A 22,771-nucleotide genomic window follows, 5' to 3' on the forward strand; every position below is an offset into this window, starting at 1 on the left:
CTTTGGCTTTTAAGAAGCAAAGATTTATTTTTTCAACTCTATTGATAATGATTATCATAATCATCTATAAGTGTGTTCCAGCACTTATAAAGGTTATTTTTTTTATTGTCTATTGAGAATAATTATCAATATCATTTAGGAGGGTTCACATGAAAGTCATTCGTTCAACATCACCCGTATTATTATTCCTTAGTTTTGTTCTATTATTTGCTCTAGCCCCGATTAGCTCAGCATCAGCAGCTGGTTTAGCAGATGGTCAACATTCAGCACAATATGTGGTTTGGAAGGCAGATAGCGATTCGACTTCAACAGCGAATACGTATTTTGAAAAACCAGCCAAACTTGTCGTGAAGGGTGGAAAAATCAAAGCACAAGTTACGTTAACAAATAGTTCTTGGATCACTAGCTTTAAAACGCTCGATCAAGGTGTCTACAAAGATGCAAAGGTAATCAGTACAAATACAACTGCGAATAAGAGAACAGTAGAATTCAACGTGAACAGCCTGACAGAAGTCGTACCAGCAAAAGTGAGCGTCACTGTACCGGCCATCGGATATACAGGTAATTACGACATTCGTCTCAAGTTTGATGCAGCATCTGTTCAATAAAAAGGGAGGAAATTCGCTTGATGAAAAAAATGATGAGGCTATCAGTCTTCATGACCGCTTTATTATTGGCATTTATGCTGCCTTTTTCAAACGCACAGGCTGCCACGTTAAAGGATGGTACATACTCCGTCAACTATAATGTGCTCAAGGCTGAAGGAAATGCGGTCTCCATGGCAAATGATTACTGGCTGAAGCCAGCAAAAGTGATTGCCAAAAACGGGAAGCTGACAGTACAAATGACCATTAAAAATAGCAGCTGGGTGACGGAATTTAAAGTGCCCGGAAATGGCGGCTATGTCGATACAACGGTTCTCTCAACCAATAAAAAAGCCAACACAAGGATTGTTCAGTTCCAAGCACAGAGCTTGTCTAAACCAATCAAGTCAAAAATTCATGTCACTGTGAAATCTGCTGATTATGATCATGATTACACCATTCAGCTGAAATTCGATGAAAGCAGCATCAAGTCACTTTCGTCTAACAGCACAAACAAATCAGCGGGTGAGGCAGAAAAGCAGCAGCCATCAAAAGAATCAACGAAAACATCTGATTCATCCACAACAAAACAAGAAGAGAATCCTCAAACTGGTGATACAAACCAGACAGGGTGGCTCCTTGTGCTTGCTCTATGCTCAGGTGGATTTTTAGCAAGAAAGTGGATCATCAAGCATTAACGGAAGGAAGTGTCACCATTTGAAACGTCTTTTTCATCTAAAGGCAGCCATTCTGCTCGTTTTATTCAGTTTGTTGACTGCGTTTCAGATTCCTCAAGGAACAGCTCAAGCGGCATCATTCGTTGATGGTGAATACACAGTTGGATTCACCATTTTAAAAAATGGCAGCACAGAAGCGTCCATGATGGATACCTATACAGAAAAGCCAGCTAAGCTCATCGTGGAAAATGGCAAGAAAACAGCCTATGTCACACTGAAGCAAAGCAAAGAAATAACAGATTTCAAGGTTGAACAAAATGGTGCTCTCGTTACCACTGAAACGGTCAGTGAGGACGAAACAGCCAATACACGTGTGATCAAATTTGATGTCGCCGACTTATCAGCAAAATTAAACGGCTGGGTGAAAATTTACTGGGATTTAGGCGGCTTTATTTATGACGAAGCATATGACGTACAGTTTGCATTCGATCAAAGCAGCTTAACACTCGTTACACCTGCAAAGCCAGATGATAACGAAACAAAACCAGATGACCAAAACGGTACAAAACCAGACGATAACGAAACAAAGCCGGATGATCAAAACGGTACAAAGCCAGACGATAACGAAACAAAGCCGGATGATCAAAACGGTACAAAGCCAGACGATAACGAAACAAAGCCGGATGATCAAAATGGCACAAAGCCAGATGATCAACCGACAACACCAGGCAATAACAATGGCACAAAACCAGATGATTCCGCGCAAAATCAATTAAAAGATGGCGTATATCGTATTAATTACAGTGTGCTAAAAGGGGATACGGATGAGGCATCTCGAATGAATCAATACTTCTCACATCCCGCATCCTTAACCGTCAAAAATGGAAAGCAAACCATTTCCTTTACGGTAAAGGACCATAAGTCTGTCGATTCTTTAAAAGTAGAGCACAACGGTTCTTATCAAGAAGCAAAGACAGTCAGCACAGATGAAGCGAAGAATACAAGAGTGGTTTCATTTGATGCAAGTGATTTGAAAAAAGCGGTAAAAGGAAAAGTACACATTGTAGTAGCGGCCGCTAACTATGATCAAACCTACGATATTCGTTTTCAATTTGATTCAAAGAGTATCGCTCCAGTTAAAGACGGACAGGTAGAGGAAGAAAAACCAGCAGCACCAGAAACACCAAAAACACCAAAACCAAACACACCATCACCAGAAACAAATAACAGCGGAGCTAATCAAGAGACGGCTCAGCTAAAAGATGGTGTATACAAACTTCCTTTCTCAATGAAGAAAGCAGACAAGGATGAGCTTTCCCGCATGAACGATTACGTCGTGAGCCCTGCGACACTGGTTGTGAAAAATGGCCGACATTTCGTTTCATATACAGTGAAGAACAGCTCAGCGATCACGTCATTCCAAGTAGGGACAGGCGGAAAGTTTGAAGAGACACTTGTCGCGAAAACAGATCAAAAAGCAGATACACGTGTCATTCAATATGAAGCAAAAAGTTTAAGTGGAGCTCAGGCAGCACGCGTAAAAATTGATATTCCAGCTGCGAACTACCATGAGCAGTACGATGTCAAACTTGTCTATGACACAAAAGGAATCGCTCTCGGTGAGGGAAGCGGAATTTCAACGGTCATTGGAGACGATGAGAGTATTGGCTTTGTCAAAAATCCAAATGATCACGATTCTCAAACAACTCAACTTGAGAATATAGCACCAGAGGAAACGGGTGCAGAGCAGATGACATTTACTCCAACAGATGATCAAACCAAATCTGATTCTGGACAGCTGAATCCGAAAACGGGAGATACCTCTCTGCTTTGGGTGTATATTCTTTTATTCGGCGGGTCGTTATTCGTACTCGTCAGAAAATATCAAACACGGACAAGATAGATCGTTTATTTTAAGTGAGATGCGCCATTTATGTCGGCGCATCCACTCTCTTTTTTCGAAAGGAGGCTTCTGTTTTTGAAGCATCGAATGTTATGTACCTTGATCGCCGCTCTCAGTGTGTGCGTGATCTTATCGGGCTGCTCACAGTCAGCAGAAAGCTCAGCAAAAGGCAAAAAAAGCGCTGAATCAAGTGAGCGCATTGTAGCAACGACTGTAGCTGCTGCGGAGATCATGGATGCTTTAGAGGTGGATCTTGTCGGGGTGCCAACAAGTCAAAAACCCTTGCCAGCTCGTTACAAAGGACTGCCGGAAGTCGGCAACCCAATGAGCCCGGATATGGAAATCATCCAATCACTTCAACCGACAGATGTCCTGTCTGTCACAACCCTTCAATATGATTTAGAGACACCCTTTCAGCAAGCAGGTGTCCCTGCCACATACTTAAATCTAGAGAGCATGGCTAACATGGAGAAGGCTATCACGAAGCTCGGAGATCAGTATGACAGAAAGAAACAGGCTGAACGCATTGTGTCTGAGTTTGAGCAAAAAAAGAAAGACATACAAGAGAAGACGAAAGGAAAACGTAAGCCGTCCGTTCTGATTTTACTTGGTGTGCCAGGCAGTTATTTGGTGGCGACAGAGAATTCATATATTGGTGATCTTGTGCGTATCGCAGGAGGAAAGAATATTGTGGGAGGCGAGAAAATGGAGTATTTGGCATCCAATACGGAATATTTACAAAAAGCCAATCCAGATATCATTCTCCGGGCCGCACATGGGATACCAGACGAAGTCGTTCGCATGTTTGATGAAGAATTCAAAACAAATGACATCTGGAAACATTTCAATGCGGTTAAACAAAACCGGGTGTATGACCTCGAAGAAAGCTTATTTGGGACAACAGGCAATTTAAAGGCAGCAGAAGCATTAGATGAATTGACTCGTATGTTGTATCCGTCATAAGCGGCGAATCTTAATGATAAAAGGACGTTCAAGATGAAAAAAACAGGGATTTTATTTCTGATAGTCAGTCTCTTACTGGTCTGCGTGTTTATTTATTCAGCCATTACTGGGAGCATTCATGTCACCCCAATTGAATTATTAGAAGGGCTCATCACCGGTCAACATGCACAGGTAGAAATCATTAAAGATTTGAGAATTCCCCGCATGCTTATCGCGATGTTTACAGGGGCCGCCTTATCTGTCTCCGGTGTACTGCTGCAGTCAGTCATGAGGAATCCGTTAGCTGATGCCGGCGTCATTGGCATTTCATCAGGAGCCAGCTTCTTTTCATTAATGGCGATTACAGCGCTTCCTCAATTTTATTTCTACTCTCCTTTATTTTCGGTATTAGGCGGGGCTATTGCGTGTTTCCTCGTGTATGTTCTGTCTTGGAAAGGTGGTTTAAGCCCGATCCGCATGATCTTGGTTGGGATCGCGATCAATGCCATGTTTACTGGAATGGCTGAAGCATTTGTGACCATTTGCAGCTATTTCAATATCACGATTAATCAGTCGGGACAGTCGAATCTCACGATGAAAACATGGGGAGATGTCCGATTAATCGGTGTCTATGGTGTCGTCGGCCTTGTCGTTGCACTCTTCTTCAGCAGATGGTGCAACCTCCTGGCTCTTCAGGACAAGACAGCGAAAAATTTAGGATTGCGTGTGACCAGAATGCGCCTTTTGATTTCCATCACAGCTGTTTTACTTGCGGCGGTGACAGCTGCAGTAGCGGGTGTGATAGCCTTTGTCGGCTTGCTCATTCCGCACATTTCAAGAAGGCTTGTCGGCTCGGATCACCGGGTACTGATTCCATTTTCTGCGTTAAGCGGGGCTTTGCTTATTTTGACGGCTGATACGCTTGGCAGGACGCTTGTGGCACCAAATGAGATTCCTGCTTCTACGATCATGGCCGTGATTGGCGGGCCGTTTCTGATCTTTTTATTAAGAAGGGGGGACCGTCTCCATGGACATTCGTGAGGTGTCATTCTCATATGACCAGCAGAAGGACATCGTTCAATCGGTCACAACACAGATTGAAAAGGGAAAAATCACAACCATTATCGGTCCAAATGGCTCGGGAAAATCCACACTGCTTTCCTTAATGGCGAATAATCATTGTCCAAATAAAGGGCAAATTCACTTAGACGGGCATGCGCTGAATGCGTTCAAGCCAAAGGAGCTGGCAAAAAAGCTCGCTGTCGTCCATCAGCAAAATGAGGCGCCGTTTGATTTAACGATCGAACGGGTCGTGGCCTTTGGCAGAACGCCTTACCAGACGATGCGCGGAGGAGACAAGGAAGAGGATGAGAGAGCGGTAGAGTGGGCGCTGTCCAGTACAAAGCTAACGGAAAAACGAAAGGTGCCGCTCGCCTCACTGTCAGGTGGAGAGCGGCAGCGTGTATGGATTGCGATGGCACTTGCGCAAAAAACGCCAATCCTTTTCTTAGATGAACCGACAACCTATTTGGATATCTACTATCAATTTGACATTCTTGAGCTGATTCGTGAGCTGAATGCCAAGCATGGATTAACCATTGTCATGGTGCTGCACGACATGAATCAGGCTGTCCGCTACAGCGATATCATCATAGCGATGAAGGATGGACAGATTATCACTGAAGGACAGCCAAACGATGTGTTAACAGAGGAAAACGTGCGGCACATTTATGATGTGTCTGTCACGATTAGACAGGATGCAGAAACAGGGATGTACATCGTGCCTGTTGGTATATAAGCTGTGCAAAAAGCAGGTGAGATAGTGTGAAACGAGGAAAACGGCTCTGGCAGCGGATGCTGACGATCGTTTGTTTAGGAGTATTTATTTATAGCGGTACAGCCATCGGCTTCGAACTTTTCGGTTATTATCAAAATCGCCAGGTGCTTGCAAAGGCCCAGACGATGTATGGACATGAAGAAGAAATGACTGAAAAACGGGCGCCGGGAAAGATCCGTTCGTCATTTGATGAGCTGCGGAAGGTGAATGAGGACATTGTCGGCTGGATCAATATGAAAGACACGATGATTCAGTATCCGATTGTTCAATCTCACGATAATGCGTTCTACTTAACTCGCAATTATTTAAAAAACGACACCCGGGCAGGCAGTATCTTTATGGATTATCGTAATGATGTCCTGCATGAAAGCCCAAATACAGTGGTGTACGGCCATCGGATGAGGGATGGATCCATGTTCGCTGGACTCACAAACTATCTAAAAAAAGATTTCTTCCAAGAGCACCGGACATTTCAGTACGATACACTGTATCAAAGCTATGAAGCGGAGATTTTTGCTGTGTATGAAACGACGGTTGACTTCGACTATATTCAAACCGATTTTCAAGATCTTGGCGAATACGCGCATTACTTGCAAGCTGTGCGGAAGAAATCAATCTATCAAACGAAGACAGACGTGTCTACAGATGATCTCATCCTCACCTTATCGACCTGTGATCATGTGCTAGCACCTAAAAACGGGCGTCTCGTGGTACAGGCAAAGCTAAAGAAAGTTTACTAGAAAAGGAGAGACAGACGGTTGAAATTTTCATATGTGATCTTGGCGGGACTCGTCTTGATGCTTCTCCTTGGCGGATGCAGTCAGGCAGCACCTGTAGAGAAAGGGAGCGGGCAAGGAGCGCTGAAGATAAAGGATTTTACCGGAAGAACGCTGTCGTTTGATGAATCCCCTCAGCGTATCGTCGCATTGTCGACCGGGGACATGAGTATTTTGTATGCTTTAGGCGGTGAGGCGGTCGGCCGGCCAACCGCCGAGTTACCAGACAGCTTACAAAAGGCAAAGTCTGTACAAACGATTGGCACAACGCATCAATTTGATGTAGAGCTGATCACAAGCTTAAAGCCTGATGTGGTGCTTGGAAATGAACAATTAAACAGCAAGGACATCTCTACAATAGAAGGAATTGGTTCACAGCTTCTTTTGACAAGCGCCAATTCAGTGAAGGACATCCAGCGTCAAATCTCGTTATTTGGGGATTTACTTGGGAAACAGCAAAAGGCTAAAGCACTCAATGATCAAATTGATGAGCGGAAAAAGCAAGTCAAGCAGCCTAAGAAAAAAGTGAAAACACTCGTTGTGTACGGTGCACCCGGCACATATATGGCCGCACTTCCTCAATCCTTGAGTGGAGATTTGCTGCACATCGCTGGGGGTGCAAACATCGCTGAGAATGAACCGGCACTCGAAAAATTCCCTCAATACGCCCAAATCAATGCAGAAAAGGTGATCGAAGCCGATCCTGATCTCATTCTGCTCATGACACACAGCAATCCTGACGATGTGAAAGCGGGCTTTATGAGTGAAATGAAACAGAATGCAGCATGGCACGACGTATCAGCTGTCAAAAATGGCCGCGTGGAGATTCTGCCTAGTGATTTATTCGGGACGAACCCAGGCGCAGACGTTATAAAGGCGATCGATGAACTAGAGAAGAGATTGAAGCGATTGTCATCATGAAGGTGAATGCAGAGTTAGATTTTCAAAAAAGACAGTCGAGACGGAGATGGCTTATACCGGGACTGCTTTTCTCACTAGGTGTGGGCATATGCCTAGGGCTTGCATTAGGTTCTGTTCAATTATCGCTGCCAGATTTAATCGCTGCTTTGACGGGATCAGGCCAGCCAGTCCATGAAAAAATCGTCATGGATTTACGCCTGCCGCGCGTTCTCATAGGTTTCATCGTCGGGGCCTGTCTCGCAGCATCAGGGGCAATTTTACAAGGAGTCGTTCGAAATCCACTCGCTGACCCTGGCATCATCGGTGTGACCGCTGGCGGTGGGTTAGCTGCTGTACTCAGCATGATTGTGTTTCCGCAATTCACATATCTGCTTCCAGCGGCTGCCTTCCTTGGCGCTTTATTAGCGGCACTTGTTGTGTATATTTTGTCATTTGATCAAGGAGTTTCACCACTGAAGTTGATTCTAGCGGGTGTGGCAGTTAATGCTCTGCTTGGTGCAGTCATGAATGGGCTGATGGTGCTTTATAGTGAGCGTGTGCAGGCTGTTCTGCCTTTTTTATCAGGAGGATTAAATGGACGGAGCTGGCATCATCTGAGCTTTGTGTCACCCTATGCGCTTGTTGGATTGTGTCTTTGTTTTTTTGCGATCAAGCCGGCAAATCTCCTTTTGCTTGGTGATGAGTCAGCGCAGCTGCTCGGCCTTAGAGTCGAGCGAACCCGATTTTTCTTAATTGCACTGGCGGCGCTTTTGGCGGGTGCAGCTGTAAGCGTGAGCGGTTTAATTGGATTTGTCGGTCTTGTCGTCCCTCATTTTATCCGTCTTTTAATTGGAGATGACTACCGGTACCTGCTGCCGATCTCAATGCTTGGCGGCGGCGTACTTGTGGTCTTTGCTGATACAGCAGCACGGGTATGGTTTACACCGGTTGAACTGCCTGTTGGTATTCTGCTTGCCTGTATCGGTGCACCTTTCTTCCTCTATTTATTAAAAAAGAAAGGGAGGGGTTAAGTTGGATGTGATTGCGATGGATGACGTGAGCCTCAGTCAAGGAGGCTTTCGATTGTCATCTATTTCAGCAGCTGTGCCTAAAGGAAGTGTAACAGGAATTATTGGACCGAATGGGTCAGGGAAGTCGACGTTTATTAAAGCGGCCGCACGCCTTACGTCGATTGAAAGCGGCATGATTTATATTCACGATATACCGCAAAAAGAGATGACAGCACAGGAGATTGCACAGGAAATCGCCGTTCTGATGCAAACGAGAACGGCCATCCCATCGATGACAGTACGTGAGCTGGTCGCACTTGGACGCAGTCCGCATCGTTCGATCTGGAAAAAGAGCTCGAAGACAGATCAGGAAGCGATAGAGTGGGCGCTTGATGTGACAAATAGCCGCGTGAATGAAAACAGGATGCTGCATACATTGTCAGGCGGAGAAAGGCAGAAGGCGTATATTGCCATGGCACTGGCTCAGAAGACAGAGACGATTATTCTGGATGAGCCTACCACTTACTTAGATATTGCGCATCAGCTTGATTTACTGGAGCTGCTCAAACAGCTGAATGAAACGCATGGGATCACTATTTTAATGGTTCTTCATGACCTGCAGCAGGCAGCAAAATATTGTGACCGCCTGATTGCGATGAAGCGTGGTCAGGTATACCAAATAGGGACACCAAAGGAAGTATTAACAGAAAACTTTTTCAAAGAGGTATTTGGGATTCAGGCAGAGGTTCACCTAGATGGAGAGCATCCGCTCATTATCCCAATCGCTTCGATCCAACAACAAAAGGGAGATGAATCAAACATGATCATTGTAAACAACCAGGTTAGAGTAGAAAAAGGCAGTGCAGACCACCTCGTCAAGCGTTTTAACAAGCAGGGACAAGTAGAATTCATGGAAGGATTTTTAGGCATGGAAGTCTGGGTCACACAGCAGACAACCGATTACGATGAAGTGACCATTCATACCCGCTGGAATCGAAAAGAAGACTTTGTGAACTGGACAAAATCTCAGGCATTTGGAGATGCACACGCACATGGAAAAGCGAAACCTGAAGGCCTATTAAAAAACAAAATTACGTACTATGAAGTACAAGTCACGAGACCTGCTTTACAGAAAAAAGCTTAAAATAGAAACAAAGCGCTGCGGCTCACATGCAGCGCTATTTTTTTTGCGGTTGTTTATTTCCCGTCACATATTCTTGACAAAGTATTCAAACAACTGACACAATACCATCCAAATTTTAGGTAAAATTTACTTTATTTTTGAAGCGTATGGGTGTAAAGTACAGGTATAAATAACTAACCGAATGAAAATCAAGAGTAAAATTTCACCGAGTGAACCATTTCAAATGGACTTTTATTTGTGAAACATTGAACAAATAGTGAATGTTTTGTGAAATGGTGAGCATGAATCGTTCGGCATGTGAAAGTAAGGGAGGATGTAAGGCTGTGAGTGAGCTGTTTTTAGCAAGATTTCAATTTGCTTCAACGACATTATTTCATTTTATTTTTGTTCCTATGTCAATAGGTTTGGTGTTTATCGTTGCATTGATGCAGACCCTTTATGTCGTCAAGAAAAAAGACATCTATAAAAAGATGGCGAAGTTTTGGGGTCACCTGTTCTTACTGAACTTTGCAGTAGGTGTGGTAACAGGGATTCTGCAGGAATTCCAGTTTGGGATGAACTGGTCAGATTATTCAAGGTTTGTCGGTGATGTTTTTGGTGCACCGCTTGCCATTGAAGCGCTGCTCGCCTTTTTCCTTGAATCTACATTTATTGGACTTTGGATATTCGGCTGGGATCGTCTGCCGAAGAAGATTCATTTATTGTGCATTTGGCTTGTTTCCCTTGGTACGATCTTTTCGGCGTTTTGGATTTTACTCGCTAACTCATTTATGCAGGAGCCAGTTGGATTTGCCATTAAAAATGGCCGTGCAGAAATGAATGATTTTGGCGCTCTTGTGACGAACCCGCAGCTTTGGGTTGAGTTCCCGCACGTTCTGTTTGGTGCGCTGGCAACAGGTGCTTTCTTTATTGCAGGCGTTAGTGCCTATAAAATGATCAAAAAACAAGAAATTGCCTTTTTCAAAAAATCATTCCAGATTGCGATGGTCCTCGCTTTAATTTCTGGCTTAGGTGTAGCGTTTTCTGGACATGATCAAGCGAAGCACTTAATGAAATCACAGCCAATGAAGATGGCAGCAAGTGAAGCCCTTTGGAAGGATAGTGGAGATCCAGCGGCTTGGACACTATTTGCCAACATTGACACAGATAAAAAAGAAAACTCTGCGGAGATCAATATTCCGTTTGCCTTAAGTTATTTGGCTTATTCGAAGTTCAGTGGAGATGTTCCAGGTATGCTGACACTTCAAAAAGAATATGAAGCCAAGTTTGGCCCTGGAGACTATATCCCACCAGTGAAAACAACATTCTGGAGCTTTAGAATCATGGTCGGTGCCGGAATGCTGATGATTTTTGCTAGTATGCTTGGCTTGTACTTGAGCTTTAAAAAGAAACTCGAAAAGAACAAATGGTATTTACGCTTCATGGTAGGGATGATTGCGTTCCCGTTTATTGCGAACTCAGCTGGCTGGATCATGACCGAAATTGGGCGTCAGCCGTGGACGGTCTTTGGGATGATGACGACGGCTCAATCGATTTCACCAAACGTATCGTATGGCATGCTGTTGTTCTCAGTCATTAGCTTTACGACGATTTATCTGATTCTTGCCATTGTGCTTGCCTACTTATTCATTCGAGAAATTAAAAAAGGTGCACATTCTGAAGGGAATACAGATCAAAAGGATGAAACGGACCTGTCTACAGATCCATTTGATGGAGGCGCATATCATGGCATATCTTAACGAGCTTTGGTTTATTCTTGTCGCAGTATTGTTTGTTGGATTTTTCTTCTTAGAAGGATTTGATTTTGGTGTCGGGATGTCCATGCAGCTGCTTGGAAAGGATGCGCACGAGCGCCGCATTTTAATTAATACGATCGGCCCTTTCTGGGACGCGAATGAGGTCTGGCTGATTACAGCTGGCGGCGCTATTTTCGCTGCATTCCCTAACTGGTATGCCACGATGTTCAGCGGATACTATATTCCGTTTACGGTTCTCCTCTTAGCGCTCATTGGGCGGGGAGTCGCCTTTGAATTCCGAGGGAAAGTTGAGAAAGCCTCTTGGATTAAGACGTGGGACTGGATTATTTTCTTTGGCAGTCTGCTTCCGCCGTTTTTGCTCGGTGTGTTATTCACGAGTATTTTACGCGGGATGCCAATTGATCAAGACATGAACATGTACGCTGGTTTCACGGATTTTGTGAATCTTTATTCAGTGATCGGCGGGTTAGCTGTGACGGTTCTTTGTCTTCTGCATGGATTGATTTTCGTCACACTTCGTACGGAGGGTGATCTAAGAGATCGTGCAAGAAAGCTCGGTCAGCTTGTTTTACTGATTGCACTACCAGTTCTTGTTCTATTTGTTGGTGTGTCTATTCTTGAAACAGACATTTATACCGTGCGTCCGATCATCACAATCCCTTTAACTGTCCTCATTGTGGTTTGTTACGTAGCGGCACTATTCTTTATGAAAAAAGAACGCGATGGCTGGACATTCTTATTCACAGGCGCAGGCATTATGGTGACGGTGTCCATGCTGTTCACTGCGTTGTTCCCGCGCGTCATGATTAGTTCAATCAGCCATTCATTTGATCTCACGATTCAAAACGCTGCATCTGGATCTTATTCACTGACGGTCATGACGATTGTTGCCGTTTCTTTGCTGCCCTTTGTGCTTGGGTATCAAATTTGGAGCTATTACGTCTTCCGTAAACGTGTAAGCGGTAAGGAGCCAATGACCTACTAATGGATAAACGTTTGCTTCAATTAAAAGGAATGAGAGGGCTTCTTGCCCTCTTAGGTATTGTGTCACTCATCCAAGGAGCAAGTATTATTTTCCAAGCACAGTGGCTGGCACATGCCATTACCACGCTGTTTGACGGGAAAAGCCTTTCGCAGGCAACGCCTTATGTCCTGCTGTTTCTTGCTGCCTTTCTTGTGCGGCACGGTCTCACCTTGATTCGGGAGAAGGTCATGTTTACCTACTCTTCCCGAATTGGAGCAGACGTCAGAAAACAGCTGCTAGACCAACTCTTTCGATTAGGGCCTGCCTTTGCAAAGAAAAAAGGGACAGGAAAGCTTGTCACATTAGCAATGGAAGGAATTGCTCAATACCGTCAGTATTTACAGCTGTTTTTGCCGAAAATGGTGAACATGGCAGTCATTCCGGCAATGGTCCTTATCTATGTGTGGACATTAGATGAAACATCAGCCGTCATTTTAATTGTGACACTGCCAATTTTAATTATTTTTATGATTTTGTTAGGCCTTGTTGCTCAGCGTAAAGCGGCCAAACAATGGAGATCGTATGAGAAATTATCCAATCATTTTACTGACTCTCTCCGCGGGCTTGAGACGCTGCGTTACTTAGGGATCAGCAAAAAACACTCCCGTAATATTGCGGAAGTGTCAAAGCGATATCGAAAAGCGACGATGAGCACACTGAAGGTCGCCTTTCTGTCATCATTTGCCCTCGATTTCTTTTCCATGCTATCGATTGCAACCGTCGCTGTTTTCCTTGGCTTGCGATTAATTGAAGGAGAGCTTCTGTTATTGCCGGCTTTGACGGCGCTTATGCTGGCGCCGGAGTATTTCCTGCCAGTACGTGAAGTAGGAAATGATTATCATGCGACGTTAAATGGAAAAGAAGCGAATGAAGCCATGCAGGTCATTTTAGAAGAAAAGGGCTTCCGCGCGCAGGAGACACAATCTGTGCAGCTGAATAAGTGGGATGAACAATCCGTGCTCACCCTGCAGGATGTTTGTGTTCAGCATGATGCACATGCCCCTTATTCCATTCAGGATGTGGATCTGACTGTCAAAGGGAAGAAAAAAATCGGCATCATTGGTGCCAGTGGTTCAGGAAAATCGACATTAACCGATGTTCTCGGCGGCTTTGTTGAACCGTCTTCGGGTCAAATTACACTAAACGGCCAGCCGCTTGTTCATTTACAGATGAAGGAATGGCAAAAGGAAGTTGTCTATATGCCGCAGCATCCCTATTTATTTCACATGACATTAAGAGAAAACATTCGTTTTTATGAACCGAATGCAACAGACGAAGAAGTGGAAAGAGCTGTGCATGAGGCTGGCTTATCTCAGCTGGTTACGCAGCTGCCAAATGGCTTGGATGAAGTCATTGGAGAACAGGGAAGAGAGCTAAGCGGCGGACAGGCACAAAGAATTGCGCTTGCGCGAACGGTGCTGGGCCAGCGGTCCATTATGCTGTTAGATGAACCAACGGCGCATCTCGATATTGAAACAGAGTATGAATTGAAGAAAGCAATGCTTCCACTGTTTGAACATAAACTTGTGTTCTTAGCGACACACAGACTCCATTGGATGCCGGACATGGATGAAATCATTGTCATGGATCAAGGGACCGTCGCAGAAATGGGAACACATGAATCATTAATGCAAAGAAAAGGCGTGTATTATCAATTGGTACAGGAGCAAATGGGGGCGGTCACACATGGTCAGTAAAGGCTGGTTTATACCTTATATCAAGGAGAATCAAAAGCTGTTTGCCTTGGTTTTATTTTTAGGAGCCATTGCGGTATTCTCTGCTTCTATGCTGATGTATACGTCGGGATTTCTCATTTCAAAAGCTGCAACAAGACCTGAAAATATATTAATGGTTTACGTCCCAATCGTGGCTGTACGTACCTTTGGTATTTCGCGCTCTGCTGCCCGTTATGCAGAAAGGCTGGCGAGCCATCAGCTCATTTTGACAATGATTGAAAAAATGCGTGTACGCCTGTATGACATGGCTGAACGTAGTGCCAAACAAACAAAGCTGGGGACAGGTGAAATGCTTGGTCTCTTGTCAGATGATGTGGAGAGATTGCAGGACGCTTATTTAAAAACCATCTTTCCATCTATCGGTGCACTGCTTTTATATGCCGCATCCATTGGAGCACTTGGCCTTTTCTCATGGCCTTTTGCTGGACTAATGCTGCTTTATATGGCACTTCTCGTATTCGTTTTCCCATATGTCACAGTGCTTGTGAACCGGGCAAGACAAATTCAAATGAAAAAAGGCAGAAATGAGCTGTACAGCCATTTAACAGATGCAGTCATGGGCGTTAGTGACTGGCTGTTCAGCGGCAGGCAGAAAGATTTTGTGGATGGTTATGAACAGAAAGAAGCGCAGCTGTTAGCGCTTGAAGCAGCCAAACATCGATTTATCCGCGTGCGTCAATTTTTTGCACAGCTCTTGATTGGGGGAGCTGTCGTGCTTGTCGTGTATTGGAGCGGCTCCGTCGTTCAGTCAGGATCCATGTCACACACACTGATTGCAGCCTTTGTACTTGTGCTGTTTCCATTAACAGAAGCTTTTCTTCCACTGTCAGATGCGGCAGGTGATATTCCCGTCTACCAGCATGCTGTCAGCAGATTACATCATTATGAAAAGCAGTCATATGAAGGAGAAACTGAGAACGAGGCAGTGGAACAGTCAACCAATTCTCAAGATGAAGCTGTCTGTTTTGAACAAGTGTCCTTTCGGTATGACACGCAACATTATGTCCTTCAAGACCTGTCATTTTCTCTAAAGCAAGGGGAATCACTCGCGCTCTTAGGAAAAAGCGGTGCAGGCAAATCGACCATTTTAAAATTGTTAGAAGGGGCAGTCGTTCCAAACCAAGGAGCTGTCAGCATTCAAGGAAAACGGGTTCAAAGCATTCAAGAGAAGGTGTCTGCCTATGTGTCTGTGCTCAATCAACAGCCTTATTTATTTGATACGTCTGTTTTAAACAATATTCGTTTAGGGTCTCCAGAGGCGACAGAAGAACAGGTAAAAGAAGCAGCTAGACAAGTGCAGCTGCATGATTACATTGAGTCTTTGCCAGAAGGTTATCATACAGGTGTTCAGGAGACAGGGGTTCGATTTTCAGGTGGAGAAAGACAGCGTATGGCGTTAGCTCGGATTTTGCTGCAGGACACGCCGGTTGTTGTATTAGATGAACCGACTGTTGGACTTGATCCACGGACAGAGCGTGAATTGCTTGAAACCATCTTCCGTGTGTTAAAAGGGAAAACAGTTATTTGGATTACCCATCACCTGACTGGCTGTGAGGCGTGTGACCGCATCATGTTTATTGAAGACGGGCGCATTGAGATGCAGGGTCAGCATCAGGATTTACTAAAAGAAAACACGCGTTATCAAAAGCTGTATGAAATGGATCGTCCGTTTTCTACAATATAAATGAATGAAATGACAAGAACGTTCGGACAGGAAATCTCTGCCCGAACGTTTTGTGGTTTAAGGGTTTACTTTACCAATACCAGCATTTGATATCACTTCTGATTTAACATTGTTCACGTTAAGCAAAGAGTAGTTATAAGGAGGGTTATACGTACCTGTTGAAGACGTTGGCAGACTGCCTGTGCTGTTAATATACGAGTTGTTGATGACATGCCATGTTCCAACTTGACGGCTGTCCCAGCTTCCGATCGCATTTTTGGTGTTTTCAAACACGTTGTGTTCAATTCTCATTTTCGCGCCCATACGTGAGTTAATGGCAGTTGTCAGGATGCCTTTATAATAGTTGTTATAGACATGTCCTTCCCCGAAGCGCATAGACGGTACACGAGAGTTTAGGTTTTCAAAGCGGTTGTTGTGGAACGTAATTTTTCGATTGTAGTTATCGTTATCGGAGCTGCCCATAAGCATTGTTTTCCAGCTGTCATGTACATAGTTCCACGAGAAGGTAATGTAGTCAGAGTCATTTTTCACATCAAATAAACCATCGTAGTCATCTTTCCCAGAATTCAATGTGTTGTACAGTTCATTATGATCGACCCATATGTTTTTAGAACCGCCTTCAATCCCGATGGCATCTTTGTCACCGATTTTGCTGTGGTGGATTTTCAAGTTGCGGATGATGATGTTATTGGCACGCCATACTTTAATGCCAATGCCATTAAATTCGCCGTTCGTCCCTTTACCGACAATCGAGACATTATTCGTATCTTTCACATCGATTTTATTGGCTGATGTATTAGAGGGGGTAATCGTCCCGTCGACAACAATTTTTAATTTTTCGTTTGTTCCTTTATTTTTGAGGGCAGCCAATAATTCATTTCCAGTTTTAACTGTGACGGTTTTACCGCCTTCACCGCCTGTTGTGCCGCCATTTAATGTGGAGAAGCCTTGTTGATTAAAGTTGGCCATAATAGAAGGGCTTTCTGGGAATTTGGCTGCTGCCTTAGCCTCCCCGTTTGGTGCAAATAATGAAGTGACGAGACCGACAGCTAACACACCGGCTAACATTGGAACTTTTCTCTTCAAATTCAACATCTCCATTCTATTTTGTTTTTAATGAAAACGTTCCCAAAATAAGCTGTGATTCAACCAATCCTCCTTTCTTCACAAGCATCGCCTCATTTGGAATGTAGGAAGAGCATAGCATGCAAAAAGGTATCATCGGCTAAGAATAGAAGGAGCGTATTCCATGATTTTCTAGGAAGCTAAGCCAATGATTATTTCATTTTCATCTTCATGAGATAAGGACCATTGACGATAGGTATGAGGATGACATCATGATTATGGAGAGGAGCCTCTCCGTTTGGTAGAAAATCAAGATGATTACGAACGCATCATTTTGTTAGAGAAGAAGGAATGCCATAATCATTACATAAGAAAAAATTGGATATAAAATGAGAATTATAGGAGATATGCTAAAAAATAAGGTCTATTTTAAACGATATTGTCATCCGTGTCGTCTCATGAATAAGAGAAGAAAAGAAGGGAGGGGCGTGTTTGGAGCAGACAGAAGAGACATTATTGATTCAGCGGGCAAAACAGGGGGATGATGCCGCGTTTACAGCCCTTTATCGGCATCACTATTCCTTTCTTTACCGATATATGTTGAAGCTGACCCTTCAGCAAGAGCTGGCAGAGGAAATCATGCAAGAAACGATGCTGAAAGCATATATGAAACTTTCTTCATTTAGAGGAGATGCCTTATTTTCAACCTGGCTCATTTCGATTGCATCTAGGCAATTTTTAGATCACCAGAAGAAAAGAAAACGTGAACAAATGAGAGAAGGAAAAGCGAATCAGGAGGCCATACGCCGCTTTAAATGGGAAGTTCAGCAAAAGGGGAACACATGGCATGACATGTGGGATGCTTTAAATGAATTAAAGGCTCAGGAGAGAGCACCGATTATTCTGCACTATTATTATGGCTTTACCTATCCAGAAATTGCTTCAATGCTCGGAATGAGAGAAGGCACTGTGAAATCGAGGGTTCATCATGGATTAAAGAAAATTCGAAAGGAGTGGGATTTATGAAGGAAGATCGTTTGACCGAACGTTTAAAAGAAGAGCTGCGGCAGCTAGACGAACAAATTGAAGTGGAAAAGCCAAGTGAGCAGGCTGTCATGATGATGCTGAAACAGGCGAAGGAACAAGAGAAAAGGCGTTTTAAACAAGAAGTACTGGCATACATTCTGATCAGTTTGACCATTCTTGCACTCTTTGCAGCTGCCATTACCCATTTGCCTATCATCTTCATTCTTCTCCAAATAGTGAGCGTACCCATCTGCTTTATTGTTGGCTACAAGGAATATCAACATATCAAAGGAGGGTCTTCCTTATGAGTCAGACGGAAATGATCATCTTATTGTGCGTCTTGCCGTTATTGTTTGCACAGGGCTTTCTTTTATTTATGGATGCAAAGAAAAGAGGGCGTTACAAATGGTTCTGGGGCATTGTCGGTCTCATTAACTTTCCATCGTCTTCTATTTTATATTGGCTTTGTGTTGTGTTACCTGATCGAAAAAGAGGCGGAAAGCTCCGAAAAGATTGAGTGTATCCGATCAAACTTTTGACCCTTTTTTCAATGGAAAACCAGCTAGAAATTCAGCATGATTCATGTATTTGTCAAAGAAAACGGGACGAGAAATATCCGCGTGTTCATTTCTAGCACATAAGTCATTCCTTGAGCGCTTCTTTTTAAGACAATCGCTGCGGCTGCTTGATCTATCTCAATTCGGCATCATTTTCATCTGTTATCAATATTGATCAGATTTTACAATTGGTGTTAAATTAATCTCAATATGCGTTAGAAAATCTAACAATTAAATGTGTGGAGATATCTACAAGGAGGCAGATGCGACATGTTGACCTTAGATCGAGCAGCACAAACAGCACAAAGCTACATCCACCGTGTGTTAGAAGAGGTGGAAAAACGAAATCCCGGCGAGGAGGAATTCCAGCAAGCCGTAAAAGAAATTCTAGAATCACTCGTCCCAGTTTTTGCGAAGCACCCAGAGTATGAAAAACAGGGCATTTTAGAACGACTCATTGAACCTGAGCGGCTTGTGGTATTTCGAGTGCCATGGGTAGACGATGAGGGCAAAGTACAAGTCAATCGAGGGTTTAGGGTTCAATTCAATAGTGCCATCGGTCCTTATAAAGGAGGCATTCGTTTTCATCCAACCGTCAATGCTAGCATTATCAAGTTTTTAGGGTTTGAACAAATCTTTAAAAACGCACTGACTGGTATGCCGATTGGCGGAGGGAAAGGCGGATCGGATTTTGACCCTAAAGGGAAGTCCGATGGAGAAATCATGCGTTTCGTTCAAAGCTTTATGAGTGAACTCGGCCGGTATATTGGACCTGATCAAGATGTGCCAGCAGGTGATATTGGTGTAGGGGCACGCGAAATTGGCTATATGTTCGGACAGTACAAGAAAATGCGTGGTGCTTATGAAGCGGGTGTACTCACGGGGAAAAGCCCTGGATTCGGAGGAAGCTTAGCGAGAAAAGAGGCGACAGGTTACGGACTGGTGTACTTCATGGAGGAAATGCTGAAAGCACATGGGCTCCAATTTGAAGGGCGTTCAGTTGTTGTATCGGGCTCAGGAAATGTGTCTATTTATGCAATGGAAAAGGTAATCGAATTAGGCGGTAAGGTTGTGGCTTGCAGTGATTCAAGCGGAGCGATTTATGATCCTCAAGGGATTGCACTTGAGACCATCAAGCAGCTGAAAGAAGTCGAGAATCAGCGGATTGGGGCATACATAGACATTCACCCGCATGCTGAATTAATTGAAGATTGCGAACAAATTTGGTCCGTTCCTTGTGATATTGCACTGCCATGTGCAACACAAAATGAAATATCAGAGGCGCATGCACAGCAGCTTGTGGCAAATGGTGTCATCGCTGTAGGAGAAGGAGCCAATATGCCATCCACTCTTAAGGCGGTCAAAGTATTTGAAGAGAATCGTATTTTATTTGCGCCAGCAAAAGCGGCCAATGCTGGAGGAGTAGGTGTATCAGCACTGGAAATGGCACAAAACAGTGCAAGAATATCTTGGACATTTGAAGAAGTAGATGCTCAGCTGAAACAGATGATGCAATCTATCTATCGTCAGTGTACAGAGACAGCAGACGAATATGGACACTCAGGGAACATCATGGTTGGAGCAAATATTGCAGGATTTCGTAAAGTGGCAGATGCCATGATCGCACAAGGCGTAATTTAACTCCTGCTCTCCCGCACCTGTTTATTTCATGACAAGATGGGGAATCGTCCTTTAAGAATGACAATAAGGAGGCGCGGGAGAAATATGAAAAAATGGCTGAAACAAATTGTCAAATGGGCACCTGTGATTTACCCATTGGTGAGAAAAATATATAAAGAGCGAAAAGCATCTAAACGTCGTAACGTATCAGCCGGATAATCCGGCTTTTTTTATGCAAACATACAGATCCTGCGTTGTAAGAAAAAATAAAAGAATTGAATGATCCATTTCATCCATCTCTCCGTTAAGTACATAACAAACGGAAAGAGGAGGAAATAAAAGATGAACATGAAGAAAGCAATGTTAACCATTCCACTGAGCGCAGCGTTACTATTCCCAGCGGCTCATAGCGCAAGTGCGCACGAAGGACATATGCATGGGGAGGCGAAGAAGACGTCTTCGTCACAAGAGGTGTCAAATAAAGCAACAGATCTTCGAGCAGCACTAGATCAGCTGTTTTCAGAGCATGCCTATTTAGCAGTGATCACGATGCAAAAAGGAATTGATGGCAGTAAAGACTTCGATCAAGCCGCGGCGGCTTTAAATGACAACACGAATGACTTATCAGATGCAATTGCCTCCGTGTATGGAAAAAAAGCAGGCAAACAATTCAAGGACATTTGGTCAAGTCATATCGGCTACTTTGTTGACTATGTACAAGCCACAGCGAAAAAAGATGATGCAGGTAAAAAGAAAGCGATGAAGCAGCTTGATCAATATCGAATGAAACAAGCCGATATGCTCGATCAAGCAACAGACGGCAGACTAAAAGCAAGTGAGCTTGAAGAAGGTTTGAAGATGCATGTGAATGAACTGCTAAAAGCATTTGACAGCTACACTGAAAAGGATTTTGATACGACCTATGAAACGGTTAGAAAATCCATTCATCATATGTTTGAGGTAGGAAAAGGCGTGTCTTGGGCCATCACAGATCAATTTCCTGGGAAATTTGATAAAAAGTCAGTAGATACACCAGCAGCGGATCTTCGTGAAGATTTAAACTACTTGTTCTCAGAGCATTTGGCACTTGCGGTAGTTGCCATGCAAAAAGGAAATGATGGCAGCAAGGACTTTGAGCAAGCAGCAGCGGCTTTAAATGAAAACACAAATGATTTATCTGATGCGATTGCATCCGTTTATGGTAAGGATGCAGGAAAACAATTCAAAGACATTTGGTCAAGCCATATCGGTTACTTAGTTGATTATGTCAAAGCGGATGCATCAGGGGATGATCAAGCAAAAGAAAAGGCTGTCAAAGATTTAGATGCGTATCGAATGAAGCAAGCGAAATTCCTAGATCAAGCAACAGATGGACGTTTAAAGGCAGCTGATTTGGAGGCTGGTTTGAAAACACATATTGATGAGCTGATCAAAACATATACGTCTTATCATAATGGCGAATATGATCAGCTTTATCCGACAGTGAGAGAGGCTTACGGTCATATGTTCATGGTTGGACAGGATGTCGCAGCAGCAATTGTTGATCAGCATCCCGAGCTGTTCAAATCCAACATGCCTAATGAAATGCCGAAAACAGGTATGGGAGGCACAGCCGGTCCTTTAGGCATGTCCTATGAAGCATTTGCGGGAATGATCGCAAGTTTGATCCTAGCAGGCGGCGTGGCAGGTGCATTCTTCCTCATTCGCCGTAAGGCATCAAATTCTAACTCATAAAGACAGGCGGGAACGTGCACAATCGTGCCGTTCCTTTCTTCAAAAGGAGGCCGGCTTAGATGAAGAATTGGCTGTTCAGTATTCTTTCGCTTTTCATCATCACAGGCTGTTCATCCCAGGCAATGGATGAATCGTCATCCTCAAAAAACATACCAGCTTCTAATGAAATGACCACAAGTCAAGCTGAGAAACAGAGCCACTCACACGATACATTAAAAGATGAGCCCTCTGGTATTGTCCCAGCTGAAATTGCCATTCCTGCGATTGATGTCAAAGCAAAGGTGGAGAAAACAGCTTTATCAAAGGATGGCAGTATGGGTGTCCCTCAAGATACAGACAATACGGCTTGGTTTGAAAATGGTCCAAAGCCAGGGGATAAAGGGAATGCCGTTATGAATGGCCATGTAGATAATAAATGGGGTCCATCTGTTTTTTACCGATTAAAGGAGCTAGAAAAGGGAGACAAGGTGATCGTCACGTCCTCTTCAGGAAAAAAGCGAACCTTTGAAGTCATAAAAGTAAGAAGCTATCCGCGTAAAGAGAAGCCCAATGCGTTTTTTGGATACGCCTTTACACGGAATCTCAATTTAATCACTTGTACAGGGACATTTGATCATGCAGCAGGTACGCATGAAAAAAGATTGGTTGTCTTTACGCAGCAGGTCTCCTCATAAAGAAGGCGGATACACGAAGGTGTACGCCTTTTTTTCATGGTTTTCGCAAGTATCTTCCAAAAAGATTCATAGGACATTAGATATGGTTAGTTGTATAAATAGGGGCATTTGTCATATAAAT

The 22,771-nt window shown here is 43.7% G+C and carries 22 protein-coding genes; 21 read left to right on the top strand and 1 reads right to left on the bottom strand.

The window, feature by feature from the left end:
* The first annotated feature begins 149 nt into the window (after positions 1 to 149).
* The 14 genes from JVX94_RS15715 to cydC all read left to right on the top strand — a co-directional run bounded on the left by JVX94_RS15715 (position 150) and on the right by cydC (position 15,974).
* Positions 150 to 608, top strand: coding sequence for an NEAT domain-containing protein (locus JVX94_RS15715; protein WP_205183731.1), 459 nt, complete (start codon positions 150 to 152; stop codon positions 606 to 608).
* 20 nt (positions 609 to 628) lie between these two features.
* A complete protein-coding gene (isdC, locus tag JVX94_RS15720; protein WP_144471741.1) occupies positions 629 to 1,282 on the top strand; it encodes a heme uptake protein IsdC in 654 nt (217 codons plus the stop codon).
* Between the two features lie 19 nt (positions 1,283 to 1,301).
* A complete protein-coding gene (locus JVX94_RS15725; protein ID WP_205183733.1) occupies positions 1,302 to 3,164 on the top strand; it encodes an NEAT domain-containing protein in 1,863 nt (620 codons plus the stop codon).
* Positions 3,165 to 3,239: 75 nt separating this feature from the next.
* Positions 3,240 to 4,127, top strand: a complete 888-nt coding sequence (gene isdE, locus JVX94_RS15730; protein ID WP_205183735.1) for a heme ABC transporter substrate-binding protein IsdE — start codon at positions 3,240 to 3,242, stop codon at positions 4,125 to 4,127.
* Positions 4,128 to 4,160: 33 nt separating this feature from the next.
* Positions 4,161 to 5,147 carry a FecCD family ABC transporter permease gene (locus JVX94_RS15735; RefSeq protein ID WP_095409897.1) on the top strand — a complete coding sequence of 329 codons (987 nt, stop codon included), beginning with the start codon at positions 4,161 to 4,163 and terminating at the stop codon, positions 5,145 to 5,147.
* On the top strand, positions 5,134 to 5,904 hold the full coding sequence (locus JVX94_RS15740; protein WP_205183738.1) for an ABC transporter ATP-binding protein: 771 nt from the start codon (positions 5,134 to 5,136) through the stop codon (positions 5,902 to 5,904). Before JVX94_RS15735 ends, JVX94_RS15740 begins: the two co-directional genes overlap by 14 nt.
* Positions 5,905 to 5,930: 26 nt before the next feature.
* Positions 5,931 to 6,683: a class B sortase gene (gene srtB / locus JVX94_RS15745; protein WP_144471751.1), complete on the top strand. Its 753-nt coding sequence runs from the start codon at positions 5,931 to 5,933 to the stop codon at positions 6,681 to 6,683.
* Positions 6,684 to 6,701: 18 nt separating this feature from the next.
* Positions 6,702 to 7,640 carry an ABC transporter substrate-binding protein gene (locus JVX94_RS15750; protein ID WP_111291612.1) on the top strand — a complete coding sequence of 313 codons (939 nt, stop codon included), beginning with the start codon at positions 6,702 to 6,704 and terminating at the stop codon, positions 7,638 to 7,640.
* A complete protein-coding gene (locus tag JVX94_RS15755; RefSeq protein ID WP_144471753.1) occupies positions 7,637 to 8,650 on the top strand; it encodes a FecCD family ABC transporter permease in 1,014 nt (337 codons plus the stop codon). Before JVX94_RS15750 ends, JVX94_RS15755 begins: the two co-directional genes overlap by 4 nt.
* A 7-nt stretch (positions 8,651 to 8,657) precedes the next feature.
* Positions 8,658 to 9,773: a heme oxygenase gene (gene isdG / locus JVX94_RS19725; RefSeq protein ID WP_269196480.1), complete on the top strand. Its 1,116-nt coding sequence runs from the start codon at positions 8,658 to 8,660 to the stop codon at positions 9,771 to 9,773.
* Between the two features lie 323 nt (positions 9,774 to 10,096).
* Positions 10,097 to 11,512: a cytochrome ubiquinol oxidase subunit I gene (locus JVX94_RS15765; RefSeq protein WP_205183741.1), complete on the top strand. Its 1,416-nt coding sequence runs from the start codon at positions 10,097 to 10,099 to the stop codon at positions 11,510 to 11,512.
* The gene (gene cydB / locus JVX94_RS15770; protein ID WP_205183743.1) at positions 11,499 to 12,515 is read left to right on the top strand and encodes a cytochrome d ubiquinol oxidase subunit II; all 1,017 of its coding nucleotides are present in this window, start codon (positions 11,499 to 11,501) and stop codon (positions 12,513 to 12,515) included. The genes JVX94_RS15765 and cydB overlap by 14 nt, the downstream gene beginning before the upstream one ends.
* Entirely contained in the window at positions 12,515 to 14,251 is a 1,737-nt protein-coding gene (gene cydD / locus JVX94_RS15775; RefSeq protein WP_205183745.1) for a thiol reductant ABC exporter subunit CydD, read from the top strand. Before cydB ends, cydD begins: the two co-directional genes overlap by 1 nt.
* On the top strand, positions 14,241 to 15,974 hold the full coding sequence (cydC, locus tag JVX94_RS15780; protein WP_205183748.1) for a thiol reductant ABC exporter subunit CydC: 1,734 nt from the start codon (positions 14,241 to 14,243) through the stop codon (positions 15,972 to 15,974). The genes cydD and cydC overlap by 11 nt, the downstream gene beginning before the upstream one ends.
* A 57-nt stretch (positions 15,975 to 16,031) precedes the next feature.
* On the opposite strand, the gene JVX94_RS15785 is transcribed toward cydC, so the two are convergent.
* Positions 16,032 to 17,042 carry a pectate lyase family protein gene (locus JVX94_RS15785; protein WP_422674409.1) on the bottom strand — a complete coding sequence of 337 codons (1,011 nt, stop codon included), beginning with the start codon at positions 17,040 to 17,042 and terminating at the stop codon, positions 16,032 to 16,034.
* Positions 17,043 to 17,531: 489 nt separating this feature from the next.
* On the opposite strand from JVX94_RS15785, the gene sigY reads away from it, so the two are divergent.
* The 7 genes from sigY to JVX94_RS15815 all read left to right on the top strand — a co-directional run bounded on the left by sigY (position 17,532) and on the right by JVX94_RS15815 (position 22,650).
* A complete protein-coding gene (gene sigY / locus JVX94_RS15790) occupies positions 17,532 to 18,065 on the top strand; it encodes an RNA polymerase sigma factor SigY (protein WP_095409886.1) in 534 nt (177 codons plus the stop codon).
* A complete protein-coding gene (locus JVX94_RS15795; protein WP_048237798.1) occupies positions 18,062 to 18,373 on the top strand; it encodes a YxlC family protein in 312 nt (103 codons plus the stop codon). The genes sigY and JVX94_RS15795 overlap by 4 nt, the downstream gene beginning before the upstream one ends.
* The gene (locus tag JVX94_RS15800) at positions 18,370 to 18,582 is read left to right on the top strand and encodes a hypothetical protein (protein WP_039182469.1); all 213 of its coding nucleotides are present in this window, start codon (positions 18,370 to 18,372) and stop codon (positions 18,580 to 18,582) included. Before JVX94_RS15795 ends, JVX94_RS15800 begins: the two co-directional genes overlap by 4 nt.
* Before the next feature lie 310 nt (positions 18,583 to 18,892).
* Complete coding sequence (gdhA, locus tag JVX94_RS15805; RefSeq protein WP_111291606.1) at positions 18,893 to 20,263, top strand: NADP-specific glutamate dehydrogenase; 1,371 nt, start codon at positions 18,893 to 18,895, stop codon at positions 20,261 to 20,263.
* A gap of 84 nt (positions 20,264 to 20,347) precedes the next feature.
* Positions 20,348 to 20,461 carry a hypothetical protein gene (locus JVX94_RS19625; RefSeq protein ID WP_223251037.1) on the top strand — a complete coding sequence of 38 codons (114 nt, stop codon included), beginning with the start codon at positions 20,348 to 20,350 and terminating at the stop codon, positions 20,459 to 20,461.
* 123 nt (positions 20,462 to 20,584) lie between these two features.
* Positions 20,585 to 21,976, top strand: coding sequence for a copper amine oxidase (locus tag JVX94_RS15810; RefSeq protein WP_095409885.1), 1,392 nt, complete (start codon positions 20,585 to 20,587; stop codon positions 21,974 to 21,976).
* Positions 21,977 to 22,035: 59 nt separating this feature from the next.
* The gene (locus JVX94_RS15815; protein WP_205183751.1) at positions 22,036 to 22,650 is read left to right on the top strand and encodes a class F sortase; all 615 of its coding nucleotides are present in this window, start codon (positions 22,036 to 22,038) and stop codon (positions 22,648 to 22,650) included.
* Positions 22,651 to 22,771 lie beyond the last annotated feature (121 nt).

This window comes from Bacillus sp. PDNC022, from assembly GCF_016919285.1.
Classification (GTDB): Bacteria; Bacillota; Bacilli; order Bacillales; family Bacillaceae; genus Bacillus; species Bacillus safensis.